The 14,670-nt window shown below is 35.9% G+C and carries 16 protein-coding genes; 13 read left to right on the top strand and 3 right to left on the bottom strand.

Annotation, left to right across the window (positions count from 1 at the left end; translation table 11 throughout):
• Window positions 1-7 precede the first annotated feature (7 nt).
• Both P278_RS06900 and P278_RS06895 read right to left on the bottom strand, forming a co-directional pair.
• On the bottom strand, window positions 8-475 hold the full coding sequence (locus tag P278_RS06900; protein ID WP_038264215.1) for a GNAT family N-acetyltransferase: 468 nt from the start codon (window positions 473-475) through the stop codon (window positions 8-10).
• Window positions 476-944: 469 nt separating this feature from the next.
• Complete coding sequence (locus P278_RS06895) at window positions 945-1,394, bottom strand: GNAT family N-acetyltransferase (RefSeq protein ID WP_038264211.1); 450 nt, start codon at window positions 1,392-1,394, stop codon at window positions 945-947.
• A gap of 212 nt (window positions 1,395-1,606) precedes the next feature.
• Here P278_RS06895 and P278_RS06890 point away from each other — a divergent pair, with 212 nt between their 5' ends.
• From P278_RS06890 to P278_RS06870, 5 genes are read left to right on the top strand one after another with little or no spacing between them, the layout of a single operon-like run.
• The gene (locus tag P278_RS06890; protein WP_038264209.1) at window positions 1,607-2,710 is read left to right on the top strand and encodes a DUF2891 domain-containing protein; all 1,104 of its coding nucleotides are present in this window, start codon (window positions 1,607-1,609) and stop codon (window positions 2,708-2,710) included.
• Window positions 2,710-3,912, top strand: a complete 1,203-nt coding sequence (locus P278_RS06885) for an Nramp family divalent metal transporter (RefSeq protein WP_038264206.1) — start codon at window positions 2,710-2,712, stop codon at window positions 3,910-3,912. The genes P278_RS06890 and P278_RS06885 overlap by 1 nt, the downstream gene beginning before the upstream one ends.
• Complete coding sequence (gene pxpA / locus P278_RS06880) at window positions 3,909-4,652, top strand: 5-oxoprolinase subunit PxpA (protein WP_038264204.1); 744 nt, start codon at window positions 3,909-3,911, stop codon at window positions 4,650-4,652. Before P278_RS06885 ends, pxpA begins: the two co-directional genes overlap by 4 nt.
• On the top strand, window positions 4,639-5,364 hold the full coding sequence (gene pxpB / locus P278_RS06875) for a 5-oxoprolinase subunit PxpB (protein WP_038264202.1): 726 nt from the start codon (window positions 4,639-4,641) through the stop codon (window positions 5,362-5,364). Before pxpA ends, pxpB begins: the two co-directional genes overlap by 14 nt.
• Window positions 5,357-6,196 carry a 5-oxoprolinase subunit C family protein gene (locus P278_RS06870; RefSeq protein ID WP_038264199.1) on the top strand — a complete coding sequence of 280 codons (840 nt, stop codon included), beginning with the start codon at window positions 5,357-5,359 and terminating at the stop codon, window positions 6,194-6,196. Before pxpB ends, P278_RS06870 begins: the two co-directional genes overlap by 8 nt.
• Before the next feature lie 246 nt (window positions 6,197-6,442).
• Here the strand turns inward: P278_RS06870 and P278_RS06865 are convergent, their stop codons facing one another.
• Window positions 6,443-7,156: a hypothetical protein gene (locus P278_RS06865; protein WP_038264196.1), complete on the bottom strand. Its 714-nt coding sequence runs from the start codon at window positions 7,154-7,156 to the stop codon at window positions 6,443-6,445.
• Here P278_RS06865 and P278_RS06860 point away from each other — a divergent pair.
• The 8 genes from P278_RS06860 (at window position 7,155) to ilvD (ending at window position 14,623) form a co-directional block, all read left to right on the top strand.
• Window positions 7,155-7,772, top strand: coding sequence for a hypothetical protein (locus P278_RS06860; RefSeq protein WP_051413446.1), 618 nt, complete (start codon window positions 7,155-7,157; stop codon window positions 7,770-7,772). The genes P278_RS06865 and P278_RS06860 overlap by 2 nt on opposite strands.
• 61 nt (window positions 7,773-7,833) lie before the next feature.
• Window positions 7,834-8,565: a hypothetical protein gene (locus tag P278_RS06855; RefSeq protein ID WP_055725810.1), complete on the top strand. Its 732-nt coding sequence runs from the start codon at window positions 7,834-7,836 to the stop codon at window positions 8,563-8,565.
• Between the two features lie 86 nt (window positions 8,566-8,651).
• Entirely contained in the window at window positions 8,652-9,317 is a 666-nt protein-coding gene (locus tag P278_RS06850; protein WP_152973903.1) for a hypothetical protein, read from the top strand.
• A gap of 105 nt (window positions 9,318-9,422) precedes the next feature.
• Window positions 9,423-9,818, top strand: coding sequence for a hypothetical protein (locus tag P278_RS06845; RefSeq protein WP_051413445.1), 396 nt, complete (start codon window positions 9,423-9,425; stop codon window positions 9,816-9,818).
• A gap of 394 nt (window positions 9,819-10,212) precedes the next feature.
• A complete protein-coding gene (locus P278_RS16505; RefSeq protein ID WP_139226606.1) occupies window positions 10,213-10,551 on the top strand; it encodes a hypothetical protein in 339 nt (112 codons plus the stop codon).
• Between the two features lie 78 nt (window positions 10,552-10,629).
• Complete coding sequence (locus P278_RS06835) at window positions 10,630-11,427, top strand: sensor histidine kinase (RefSeq protein WP_038264188.1); 798 nt, start codon at window positions 10,630-10,632, stop codon at window positions 11,425-11,427.
• Window positions 11,428-11,431: 4 nt separating this feature from the next.
• Window positions 11,432-12,088, top strand: coding sequence for a response regulator (locus tag P278_RS06830; protein WP_038264185.1), 657 nt, complete (start codon window positions 11,432-11,434; stop codon window positions 12,086-12,088).
• An 855-nt stretch (window positions 12,089-12,943) separates the two neighbouring features.
• Window positions 12,944-14,623 carry a dihydroxy-acid dehydratase gene (ilvD, locus tag P278_RS06825; RefSeq protein WP_038264183.1) on the top strand — a complete coding sequence of 560 codons (1,680 nt, stop codon included), beginning with the start codon at window positions 12,944-12,946 and terminating at the stop codon, window positions 14,621-14,623.
• Window positions 14,624-14,670 lie beyond the last annotated feature (47 nt).

The raw sequence follows: 14,670 nt of genomic DNA, 5'->3' as shown, positions 1-14,670 counted from the left end.
AGTGAATCTAATTCTTCTTCCATTGCATTTTAACAGTCTTTAAAACATCAGTTTCAAAAATGACCTCGGGATACAGCATAAAATCATTTTTTTCATAAAACTCAACTGGTGGCTTATAAGGTTTACCATTCTTTTTAGTATACTCATGCTCACATATAACCCAACCGCTTAACGAATCAAAATGCTTTTTAGCTTCATTCAGGAAGGAACTTCCGTACCCTTGTCCTTGCAAGTCCGAACTAACCATCATCACAAACCATCGTTCATCGTTTCTTAAAAAATCTGCAAACCACCCCTTAATGTCATTGGCATCATCAAATAATAGCGTATGCCTGACATCTTTCAACTTTGAAAGGTATTTATCAAACTCATACGTCGATTTAAACTGAAGGATGTCTGGATATACCTCATTCCATAGTTCAATGAGCTGTAACTTTTCTTTTTCATTTAAATGTAATACGGTAAGGAATCTCATAATATGTAAAGTTTAAATAAACCAAATGCTTATTTCTTTGAAAACCAACATAGAATAAATAAGCATATCCCAGGCGGTATAATTGTTTTAGTCAATAAGTGATTGTTAGATCCGTCAATCCTTATAGAGGGCATTCTTAATAATCTTCAAAAGGCAATCGCCTCATCGCTTACCTTTCATTTATGGACGAAGCGAACTCCAATTATTATAGTCATTGTAGTAAATGAAATTAAAAAAATGATCCCATTGAGGGATGTCTATCCTAACCCCTTTATCCCGTTAGTTCATTCTATCTTAAAAAAACTTTTAATCATGTGTCGCATTATTACAACACATTAAAAATGTTTTTATAAAATCAAATTTTAGGGGGGCGCCAGCTGTTGTGTTATAGTAAAGATAGTGAAAATTAGCTATTTATTATAGGTTAGTTAAATCAACAAATGTTATAATTTCCTAAATTTCAGCGTTTTTAGAAAACTTTTTCAAAACAGATACTGTTTTTAACATTTTTATAAGGACCGTAGTTTTGAATGATTTGATATCCCGATTTATGATATAAGGCAATAGCCTCCGGTTGGCGTTTTCCTGTTTCTAAAATACATCGTTCTATAGATAATTCTCTGGCCCATGCTTCAAGCTCCAATAAAATATGAGTGGCAATCTTTCTTCCTCGATAATCTGGTTTGGTATACATTCGTTTTACCTCCATCGTATGAGGATCAAGTTTTTTTAAAGCCCCACAACCTATAGCAAATCCTTTTTCATAAGCAATAACCACATGTTTAATAGCATCCGGTTTGTTGAATTGATCGTAGAACTCATGTTCATCGCCATCTTGAATAGCAAGATACTGATCAAGGGCATCTATCAACCGTAAAAAATCAACATGGCTTGAATCGGTTCGCAATAATGTGATCATGATAGGTAACTTTTAATCAAATAAAGATAATCAGTCAGGATGGGTTTTCATAGCCTTTTTAAATAGGGATAGATTTTTTATGTGGCATAGGTGATTATTCATTTCCTTTCTTATTTTTGAAAAAATGACCCTAAGAGTAAAAGGCTAAATATTATGTTAGCAACATTAATGACCTCTTGGATTATCAAACCGTATAACCTAACCTTAAATTTATGAAGAAAGTAAAGTTGTTAACCCTTGTATCAATATTAATAATATCGGCATGTAAAAACAATGATAAAGCAGGAACAATGGAAACAGTAGAAGAAACGAGCCCTCTAGAATTAACCCTTGAAGAGGCGAATCGTTTAAGTAAACTTCCGCTCGAATGTATGCAAGTTCAATATCCTAACAAGCTTGGGCAAACATTACACGACTCTACTGATATAAAAGCTCCGAAAGTACTGCACCCTGCTTTTTATGGCTGTTTTGATTGGCATTCCTCGGTGCATGGACATTGGTCTTTGGTAAGCCTTTTAAAGCAATTTCCGAACCTTGAAAACGCAGAAGAAATAAAAGGGAAACTACAACAGAATATCTCTAAAGAAAACATATTAGCCGAAGTGGCTTATTTTGAAGGTAAAGGAAATACTTCTTATGAACGTACCTACGGATGGGCGTGGCTTTTAAAGTTAGCCGAAGAACTTTATACATGGGATGACGCGCTTGGGAATGAATTATCAGAGAATCTAAAACCCTTGACAAATCTTATCGTTCAACGCTATATGGAATTCCTGCCTAAACTGAATTACCCGATAAGAGTTGGAGAACATACCAATACGGCATTCGGACTTACCTTCGCGTATGACTTTGCTGTTACCACTGGTAATGAAGCTTTAAAAGAATTAATCGAAAAACGTGCAAGAGATTTTTATGCAAACGACATACATTGTCCATTGGAATGGGAACCTAGTGGATTTGATTTTCTCTCTCCTTGTTTAGAGGAAGCCGAACTGATGATGCGCGTATTGCCAAAAGAAGAATTTAAGACCTGGTTGAAAGAGTTTTTACCTGAACTCGGTCATAAGACCTTCCAATTGGAAACCGGAAAAGTGTCAGATCGAACCGATGGAAAACTGGTACATTTGGATGGAGTGAACTTTAGCAGGGCATGGTGTTTATATGGAATCGCTGAAACCCTCCCTGAATATGGTCATTTAAAAAATATAGCGAGAAATCACTTAACTTATTCTTTACCAAGCATAGTTGATGGTAATTATGAAGGAACTCATTGGTTGGGTACATTCGCCATCTATGCACTTCAAAAAGCAGAATAATGTTAAAGTGGTTTAAAAATATCGGACCGGGAACTCTGGTGGCTGCTGCTTTTATAGGTCCCGGCACAGTAACCGTATGTACGCTGGCAGGAGTCGGATTTGGATTTACACTACTATGGGCCATGATGCTGTCCATAGTTGCAGCTATAATTCTTCAGGAAATGTCGAGCAGAATAGGCATCGTTACCCGAATGGGCCTGGCGGAGGTGATTAAGCATCAGATAAAGTCACCGCTGTTAACCAAATTGGCAGTAATATTAATTTTATCAGCAATAGTAGTAGGAAACACTGCCTACGAAGCTGGAAATATTAGTGGTGCATCCTTGGGATTGGAAGCCTTGTTTGGTGCCGAATATTGGAGTTTTTATCCACTGGTGATTGGAATTTCTGCTATTATTTTATTGCTGCTTGGAAACTATAAGGTGCTGGAGCGAATTCTAATCGTCCTGGTACTCATTATGAGTATTTCATTTATCGGAGCAGCAGTCTTAACCAAGCCTGATATGTTCGCAGTATTTAAAGGGATTTTCTCGATTTCATTTCCGGGAGAAAGTATATTGACCATTGTCGCTTTGGTTGGCACCACAGTAGTACCCTATAACCTTTTTTTACACGCTTCCTTGGTTAAGGAAAAATGGCAGAGTGAGAAGGACCTCAGAGCTTCCAGAATTGATACGATAGTTTCAATTATTCTGGGAGGATTAGTTTCCATGTCCATCATTATTGCAGCGGCCGCTATTAAAACGGATACCATTTCAAGCGTCCTGGATTTAGCAAAAGGACTGGAACCATTGTATGGAAGTATGGCCAAATACTTTTTAGGCATTGGTCTTTTTGCCGCCGGAATAACCTCTTCAGTTACAGCACCACTGGCTGCGGCCTATGTGGCTGATAGTTGCTTTAATTGGAAATCAAAATTAACCGATTGGAAGTTTCGGATGGTATGGGGAGGTATTATTATGGTTGGTATTGTTCTATCAAGCTTAAAAATAAAACCAATTGAGCTCATACAATTTGCCCAAGTCGCCAACGGAATTTTACTGCCTGTGGTAGCTTGCTTTCTTGTTTGGGTGGTTAATAAAAAGGCGGTTTTAAAGAAATATGTCAATAATAAAACACAGAATATTATTGCAATCGCAATTGTTTTAATAGCTTTATTACTTGGAATAAAGAGTATATTAAAAGTATTGGCTTTATTATGATTAAAGAGATTGATATAAATTGCGACCTTGGAGAAGGACTCAATAATGAGCACTTAATAATGCCGTATATCAGCTCTTGCAATGTTGCCTGTGGCGGTCATGCCGGCGATAAGGAATTGATGGAAAGGGTAGTGGAGCTTGCTATGAAATATCAGGTGAAACTCGGTGCACATCCTTCTTATCCCGATAAGAAGAACTTTGGAAGAGTATCGTTGAAACTAAGTAAGTCTGAACTTGAGGTTACAATCATTGAGCAAATTGAGATCTTCAAAGAAATAACAGATAATCATGCCGTACGTATGCATCATATCAAAGCGCATGGAGCACTTTATAATGATCTTGCGAAAGACGAAGCGTTATCAATACAGTACCTGGAAATATTGAATGCCTATAAAAAGGATGTTTTTTTATATGTTCCTTATGGTTCGGTTATAGAAAAGAAAGCCCTGGAAAGCGGATTTAAAATTAAATATGAAGCCTTCGCAGACAGGAATTATAATGAAGACCTCAGCTTGGTGCCTCGAAGTGAAGATAACGCAGTGATTAAAAATGAAGCGCAAATTTTGAATCATGTTTTTAATATGGCCTTACACCAAAGAGTTCGCACCAGTACCGGAAAAGAGATGTTCATTAAAGCGGATACCTTTTGCGTTCATTCAGATACGGAAAATGCAGCCGGAATGCTTCAATATTTATACCATAACTTGCATTTAAAGGGAGTGAGCCTTGCAAAATTATAATCTTACATATAAACCTTTTGGAAATAAAGCAGTACTTATCGAATGGCCTGCTGAGGTTAATGAGAACATCCTGAACGATATCGTTTCCTATAAACGGTATATTCAAAAATACTTTCAAACCACCGAACTCGTGGTGGCATACCACTCCTTAACCGTAATTTTTAACGAAGAGATAAATTTTAAAATAATCGAAAAGAATTTAAAAGACATCTACAAGTTAAATATTGAAACTATAGTATTGGATCGAAAGATCTGGAAGATTCCAGTGCTTTATGGAGATACCCTTGGCTTAGATATGCAGCAGTTTGCCATGGAAAAAGGATTATTGGAAGAAGCAGTAATCGATCTCCACCAGGAGGCCTTATATACAGTATATGCCATTGGGTTTTTACCTGGATTTTTATACCTGGGTGGACTCAATGAAAAGTTGCACCACCCCAGGAGAAGAGAACCAAGGTTAGAAATTCCTCAGGGGTCAGTAGGTATAGGAGGGCAACAAACGGGGATATATCCGCAAATATCTCCGGGTGGATGGAATATTATAGGAAATACTCCCGTGAGACTTTTCGATATAGCCAATCCGGAAGTTTGTCCGGTTAGTGTGGGCGATAAGGTTAGGTTTTATGCTGTAAACAGATATGAATATGAATTAATTGCAATTCAGGTAAAAACAGGAGTATACCAATTCGAAAAGGAAGATTATTATGATTAAGGTACTAAAAGCCGGTTTTTATACAACCATTCAGGATCTTGGTAGATTTGGATACCGGGATAAAGGAGTACCTGTATCCGGAGCTATGGATACGTATTCGTCATCGCTGGCCAATGCCCTGCTCGATAATGATCAGAATGCAGCAGTGCTGGAAATGACAATGCTGGGGCCAAAACTGAAGTTCATGACCGATACCGAAATAGCGATCTCAGGAGCATACATGCACCCATCTTTAAACGATACCCCATTAAGTAACAATCGGAAATACCGTGTTAAGATGGGAGACGTTCTTAACTTTAAAGGGGTTTCAGATGGTTTTAGAGCCTATTTGGCGGTAAAAGAAGGGATACAATCTCCTGTAGTTTTAAATAGCAGGTCGATGTACGTCCCAATAACAACATTTGCTCAGTTAAAAGAAGACACAACCATTCCTGTTAATGCTGCTTCCGGACATGTTACGGAATATGCACATATTAAAACAGATGAAGAATGGTATTCAGGGAACGCTATAGAAGTTTTTAAAGGTCCGGAGTATGATTGGTTTCCAGACATAAAAAAGAGGCTTAGAAACGATTATACAGTATCTAAAGTTAATAATAGAATGGCTTACCAGGTGGAAGAAGTGTTTATAACTCATGAACGTTCAATGCTAACTTCAGCAACGATACCCGGAACCGTTCAGCTTACTCCTGCGGGTAAACTGATCATATTGATGAAAGATGCCCAAACCACCGGCGGATACCCAAGGGTATTTCAACTTACGGAAAAAGCCATAGCAAAATTAGCTCAGAAGAAAGCTGGTGAGAACATTAGGTTTGAATTATTAACCTGAAATTAATGATCATCAACATACTTCTGCCAATAAGGATCTGGTTATGAATGTTTAAAGGCGAAATGAGCACCCTCCAAATCCCACCTTTTAACTGATGAAGAAACTGGTGAAGCTTTATACATTAGTTCAAAACAAATAACGCAAGTTTTATGGGCACTTATAAAGGGAAATTTCTACAGTTAAGAACATTTCAAATAGCGCCGAAGGAGCCCGTTATAAACGGGCAACGCTATTATTTTTTACCAATTAGTACTGTTTGGAAACCTGGGCCTGATTAACCTCTTTGGCTAATAATTGCAGAGCATCGTCTTCGGTAATCCGATCTAAGACTAAAAGGGTCTGTTGTTTAAAATTTTCGTGTTTTAAAAATAAACGCCACAGCGCATGGATAAAATCCGGAAAATTAAGGCCATCATTCCACTGAATCATATTACTATCGTAGGCTTTGTTCACCAGCATTTTGATGATGATTTGGGATTCCTGAATACGATCTTCAAGCGGTTTCATTACATTATTGAGCGTTTGGTTTGCAGAAGGTAAAATGTTTAATACAGTATCCAGTTGATCACTTTTCAACGGAACTTTACGGTCATAAGCAATTTGAGATGCCAGAATTTTACTTCGGTAAGAAGCCAGCTGAACATATTCGTTTATTTGGTTCTTTCTAAAAGTATCTTCCACATCCTTCAATAGTAAATATAAGGAATCTATGGCGTTAATGTCTTGATTTTCAACTAATAATTTTATTTTTTTTAATCCAATCCTAAGCTTGTCGAGCTTCTGATGGATGTTTATAAAAGAGGAGGTAACCGGTATCATAGCTTTTTGAGTTTGTTCTACTGTAAAAATCGTACAATCTACCTTCTCATAAAAGGGGAAAAATCCTGATTGTCTTTGTAAGTTGTTCAGGATAAGAATTTTATTATATCTTAGTAGGAAACTAATAACCAAAAATAACATGAAAACATCTTTGCACAAGTACTTTGCATTGGCGGTATTGGCTGCTTTGGTTGTGACTGTATTTTCCTGTCAGCCACAGCAAAAGGAGGCAGCAATTACGGTCGATCTGAGCAACAAAAAACTGAAACCCGAACAAGCTAAAAAGATCAGTAAAAAGTTTGTGACTGACATTGAAAGCCTTTTTCAGGCTCAGGATTCCCTCGAATATTATAAGAGACTCCTTAAAGAAGTACAGTTAAAAGCAGAAGGAAAAGACCCTGCTAGAGAAGAAATGACTGAAATGGCCATGGCCAAAAATAAATTTAAACTTTCTGTTTCCAGTTGGTATTCGGTGGATGAACTTCAAAGTTATATCAATGAGTCCATTAAAAAGGCAGATACCCTGGGCTATAGTGTTGATGGTTTTAGAATATATATTGGAGTATTCCCCGATGAAGATCAATATGGTTCAAAAAAGAATACCCTTACAACGTTCATTACCCCAACAGGTGTAAGGAATGTTCAAAAAGGAAGCTTTATGATGTTACCACCACCTAGTTCGGATGATATCGAGGAAGTTGATCCGATCGAATACGGAGGACAAAGAGATCCACCTGATGCTCCATATGGATCATAATGCTTAAATTATTTTTTAATACATTAGTAAAGGGTTGGCTCAAAAACCAACCCTTTTAAGTATGATCATCAATGAGATTTTATTTAGGAAGGTAATCTATTTAAGTGAATTTTTCGCTTTTATAACGGCATTGGTTACCTATAGGTACTATAAACACACCCCAAACAAAATATTCTTATTCTTTCTGTCTTACGTCTTATTGACAGAGTTTTTATCTGAGTTAATAAGTTATTTCTGGAAATACCCTGACTCTGAGGTGTATTCTTTTTTAAAAAATATAATTCCTACCGTCTTTTTAAATACGGTGCTTTGGCTGGGAGCTCTCTTTTCTATAATTTCATTTTATGTCTTTTTGATCTATTATCGTTACCTGATAAAGGATTTTAAGAAAAGAAAATTGATAGATGGTCTTGTGATTTTTTATACCATAGCAGTAGTATTGGATCATTTTTTTAATGCAGATGTGGTGTTTAAAAAGTTTCTGGTTTATCACAAAATAGTTGGCGTATTATCAGTAATGATATGTGTCGGAATGTATATGAAAGTACTATTTAATAGTAATAAACTATTCAGCTTCTATAAATTATTGTCTTTTTGGATTTCTATAGGATTGCTTTTTTTCAATGTAATGACCATCCCTATATTTATTTTTTCAAAACAATTAGAGTTTTCCAATACCATTTACTTGTTTATCCTTTCTCTATCATGTTTAGTGATGTACGGGTCCTTTACTATTGGCTTTATCATTAACGCCAGGGAAGAAAGAAATCTACGCAAGCAGGCTGTACGTTAACATTCTTAATTTTTATTCCTACCTTAGAAAAACGCCAATAGTAAACTAAGATGGGGTTTTATTTCTACTTTCATAAAACAATTTTTGTGATCGTTTTATTAACGGCCATCATAGCTGCCTTGGAATATAAAACCATTAAAAACACCCCGAGCAATGTGTTTCTTCCATTTATATGGTTTGTATTTGTAATTGAGGTAGTACGAATGATTCCTACACTAAATGAAGCTTTTCCCGATAGTCATTTTATAGAAATAATAAAAAGAATACTACCTCCGTCCATAACCGAAAGTGGTGTGGTGGTTGGGAGCGTGTACTCTATAATTTCATTTTACTTTTATCTCTATTACTTCAAACGGGTTATACCCAAAGGAACCTATACTAAAAGATGGTATGTTCTTTTTGCACTTTATACCGTATTCGTACTTATTAGCTTATTTAACTACAACGATCTTTTAATAAATTGGCTGCAACCCCATATGTATGCCGGCGTTTTTTGCACCCTGGTAGCCATTTTTGCCTATATGCAAAACCTGCTGAGAACTGATCTTATTCTCAATTTTAAAACCGCCTTCTCATTCTGGTTCACCATGGGCGTTCTGTTCTTTAATTTAATAACCATTCCCATTTTTATATTTGCTGAGCAATTCAACTTTTCACAACCTTTTTATATCATCGTTTTAGTACTATCCTGCTATGTAATGTATGGCTGTTTTATGGTAGGGTTGATCATTCAATCTGAACCTCACGAATAAATAAAAGATTTTGTCAAAAAATACCTCATAGAAAATTTAAACTAACAGTTTGAGCTATGAAAATTTTCTGTAGATTTGTTACGTATCTAATATAAATACCAGAAAATGACTCAGAAACCTAAAAAATGCATTACCAAAGATAATGCGAAAAAGCTTCAAAAAAATTACGTAGATATTATTGAAAAAATTCTGAAAAAAGAGTTGGGTAAGCAGGAAGCCAGAGACTTTTGGTGGTCTGTTGAGGAGGTGGAAGAGTATATAGCCTATGTAAAAGCGGAGGCTGCTAAAAAAGGCTACGAAAACCTGGGGCTTCGTTTCTTTATGGGGAAATACGATGATGGTACCAAAAATGGACAAACTACTATGTTTATGGCTCCTACGAAAAGAACGGATTCAGTTTCTCTAAAATCCACAGAGCCTGGTACTGGAGAAGATGAAACTATAGAGGATATTGATCCGTATAATGATGGGTATGGGAAGATTCCTCCAACAGATTATTAAAATTGAATAATTGTTTTCAAATCCCTTTATTTTATTAATAACCTTATTGCAGATTTCGGCAGCGGTTTTGAGTGTAATTAATTACAAATTACAGCGTTCAAAATCTAATAAGCTGCTTGCTGTATTTTTATGGGTAGTGGTAATAATTGAATTATTAGCAATGATTCCGTATTATTTTTACTATTACCCTGAATTACATATTTTTAAGTTATTACTGACAATAATAGATCAAAGGATATTGAAAAGCCCTATATGGCTGTTTAATGTTTTTAAACCTTTGTGGTATATGTTTTATCTTACCTATATCATTTTATTGATAAGTAAAATTAGGTTAAAATCTTGGGTTAGGTTACTATTAATAATTTTCACTATAATTTCATTACTTGAAATTGTAATGAAATGGAATCTTCTTTTAAAAGAATGGCTCCCAATAACAAGGATTGTTGGAGCTATGCTTTTCTTTATCGCAGCCACTATGTATTACTTGGAAGTGCTGAATAGTAAAATAATACTGAATTTTCATAAAAAAATTGACTTTTGGGTGATTACTTCAGCATTGCTTTATAACCTTTCTACTGTTCCAATATTTATATTTTCCAATCAATTGAACTTTTCACATCCGATTTATGATAATATTCTTCTTTTTTCAAACATAACCATTTATGGCTCATTGATTGTTGGCTTTCTTATCAACGCCAGGGTTCAAAAAGGGGAAAAAGCCCCTCTCAGCTAATTTATTCCCTTGCGTTTTCTTTAGTAACTTTAAAAATGTATAAGTTTATAGTATAAATATTCCAGATTGTAGCTTTTAATGGAAAACCAAAAAGAAATCATTAGCCTCATTATCTATGTGAGTGTACTTATAGTTATTGTAATTGTTTTTGTAGTCTCTTTTTTTCTGGCCTATCAAAAACGTAAAACACAACTACTCATTGAAAAAGCAGAGCAAAAACGCTATTTCGATGAAGAATTAGCCCGTGCTCAAACCGAAATTCAAGAACAGGCTTTTAAAAACCTAAGCTGGGAATTACACGATAACATAGGCCAATTGTTATCAGTGGCGAAAATGCAAATGAATATGCTGCAGGCAGATATCCCGGAAGACAAACAAAAGGCATTTGGTGAGGCTTCCAATGTATTGGGTGAAGGACTTAAAGAGCTTCGTCAGCTTTCGAGAACCCTAAATACTGATTATATTAGTAAAATAGGGCTGTTGGAGTCCCTGGAGACTGAAATCAAACGCTTTAAACGCCTCAACTTTCTTACAATTGACTTTGATATCAAAGGAGATGAGGTTAAGATTAATAAAAAAGATGAAATCATTATTTTTAGAATATTCCAGGAATGCTTTTCTAATGTAGTGAAATATTCCAAAGCTTCTTTGCTAACCATCGTGGTGGAATACCTGCCTGATCATCTGAAAGTGACTGCCGTTGATAATGGTATCGGATTTGATCTGAAAAATGTAAAAGAAGGGGCCGGACTTACCAATATGAAACGCAGATCTGAATTAATAGGGGCTACCCTAAACATAGAAGCAGAAGAAAATAAAGGAGTTTCCGTAACTTTAACGTATCCATACGAACAAAAACTAAATAAAACCGCCTAACGTCATGAAAAAGTACTCCATAGCCATAGTCGACGATCACTTACTATTTGCGCAATCATTACAAACATTGGTTTCGTCCTTTGATAATTATGAGGTTATTTTTCACGCCGCTAACGGAAAGGATTTTATAGAGGTGCTCAATTCGAATGGACATGTTCCTGATATTGTTTTATTGGATATTAATATGCCTATTATGGATGGCGTGGAAACCATGGGGTGGCTTAAGGAAAACATGCCCGAACTCAAAGTGATAGCCCTCTCCATGGATGATACGGAAGACACGATTATTAAAATGCTTCGATTTGGTGCAAAGGGCTACCTGCTAAAAGATATTCACCCAAATATCTTTAAACAAGCTTTGTCAGACGTGGTAGAAAAAGGATTTTACTTTTCAGATCGAATTACAAACACCTTGCTGGACACCCTCGACAAGAAAGAATCAGAGAAAGATCAGATCTATCTAAAAGACAGAGAAGTGGAGTTTCTAAAGTATGCATGCTCCGAAATGACTTATAAAGAAATTGCAAACGAAATGTGTCTCTCTCCAAAAACCATTGATGGTTACCGAGAAAGCTTATTTGAAAAATTACAGGTAAAAAGCCGTATAGGTCTGGTGTTGTATGCTATAAAACATGAGCTTATAGAAATGAATGACGAATAGAAGTTATAAATCGATTTCCGCTATCGTGCGTGCCCAACTTCTCAGAATGAATACCAGAATTATTCACACCAAATAGTTTCCTATACCCATTCGGGATATCTTTAATTGGCGTTGCAATAAATCGAGATCTGGTATTTTAATCTTATTAAAAGGTAAAATCAGCCTGCTTTTATAGATCAATAAAGCTATTTTAAAGTATATCTTAAATGCTCTAGGCCCGGTGCTAAAGTATAGATACAGTATAGATAGAGTATGGTTAAAGTATGGTTTATATAGTTATTGGGCATTGCAGCTTAAGTGCAGGAATAGAACACGTACTTTTATTGGTGAATCGCTTGCTAAGTTTCCTGAAAACCTTAATATTTTGAAAAAAAATCAAAAGATACTTTTTTTACCAAATAATTATAGATAATATTGCAGGGTAAATGAAAAGAAATCTAATTAATATCATCGCTGTTGTCATTATTGTGATTATTTCACAATGATAAGGGGTTGGTATATCAATAATATTTAAAAGCCTTCCCCTAACGGAAGGCTTTTTTTATAGACTATATTAAATGAAATTACAAAACGTCATTATTAACATTATCGTCATTATTATCATTCCATGGTGAACTGATACAGATGCTTTATGTTAATAATCAAAAAGACCTGTATCGACCAACCGATACAGGTCTTTTTAGTTGAAACAAATTTTTAAAGTTGAATATGATAAAAAATAACACATAAATAACTGTAAATCAATGACTTAAACTAATGTAAATGCATTTGAGTTTGAATGCTTAAACGAGAATAAAAAGAAAGAGAGTATTAATTCAAATAATTTAGCTGTTTAATAAGAATATTATAAGTAAAATGTTAAATAAGTATAGTAAGCAAGTTACACAAGATCCGTCATTGCCAGCAGCACAGGCAATGTTACATGCAATCGGACTTACCGATGAAGATTTACAAAAACCTTTAATAGGGATTGCAAGTACAGGTTATGAAGGTAACCCTTGTAATATGCACCTTAATGATTTAGCCTTACATGTTAAGAAAGGAACGGAAAATGCCGGTCTGGTTGGGTTGATCTTCAATACCATAGGGGTAAGTGATGGTATCTCAAACGGAACACCTGGGATGCGTTTCTCTTTACCGTCAAGAGATATTATTGCTGATTCAATGGAAACAGTAGTAGAGGCAATGAGTTATGATGGGATGGTAACCGTTGTAGGTTGCGATAAGAATATGCCCGGCGCCTTAATGGCCATGTTGCGTTTAAACAGACCTTCAGTGTTGGTGTATGGGGGTACAATCGCTTCGGGTTGTCATAACGGAAAGAAATTAGATATCATATCTGCCTTCGAAGCCTATGGACAGAAAGTTGCAGGAACGATAGATGAGGAAGAATATAAAGAGGTGGTTCATAAAGCTTGCCCTGGTGCAGGAGCATGTGGAGGAATGTACACCGCAAATACCATGGCCTCTGCCATAGAAGCCTTGGGGATGTCGTTACCATTTAACTCTTCTAACCCAGCCGTTAGTAGTGGAAACATTAAAGAGCAAGAATCGGTTAAAGCAGGAGAAGCACTTCGATTACTATTGGAAAAGGATATCAAACCTTTAGATATCGTTACTAAAAAATCACTTGAAAATGCCTTCAGATTAGTTACTGTTTTAGGAGGTTCAACCAATGCCGTTCTTCACTTTTTAGCAATTGCAAAAGCAGCACAGGTTGATTTTACCTTAAAAGACTTTAAAGGTATTAGTGATAGCACGCCTTTGCTGGCAGACTTAAAGCCAAGTGGTAAATATTCTATGGAAGATCTACATGGAGTAGGAGGAATACCTGGTGTGTTAAAATACATGCTGGATAATAATATGCTACATGGTGATTGCCTTACGGTAACAGGAAAAACCCTTGCTGAAAACTTGAAAGATGTACCAAATCTAATAGACGGACAAGATATTATTAAACCACTTAATGAACCGGTAAAAGATTCAGGTCACATTCGTATCCTTTTTGGAAACCTGGCCACAGAAGGAGCCGTAGCAAAGATTACCGGAAAAGAAGGCTTGTCTTTTAGAGGAACGGCAAATGTATTTGATGGTGAAGAAGCTGTAAATGAAGGTATCAAAACAGGACAGGTTAAAAAAGGAGATGTAGTAATCATCCGTTACGAAGGACCAAAAGGAGGACCAGGAATGCCGGAAATGTTAAAACCAACTTCGTCAATTATGGGAGCTGGATTAGGGAAAGATGTAGCCCTCATAACCGATGGTAGATTTTCTGGAGGATCTCATGGTTTTGTGGTAGGACACGTTGCACCTGAAGCACAGGTGGGAGGTAATATAGCATTGGTTGAAAATGGAGATATTATCGCAATTGATGCCGTAAATAATACCATCAATATAGAGATTTCTGAGGAGGAGCTTCAAAAAAGAAGAGCCAATTGGAAAGCACCGGAATTGAAATTTAAGAAAGGAGTATTATATAAATATGCTAAAACTGTGTCATCGGCCTCTGAAGGATGCGTTACCGATGAATTTTAAACAGTTGCTTTAGAAGCTTAAACATAACTTTTGTTTAAGATGTATTA

Origin of the sequence: Zhouia amylolytica AD3, assembly GCF_000511935.2 — a bacterium.
GTDB lineage: Bacteria > Bacteroidota > Bacteroidia > Flavobacteriales > Flavobacteriaceae > Zhouia > Zhouia amylolytica.
This window is presented reverse-complemented; position numbering and strand designations above follow the sequence as displayed.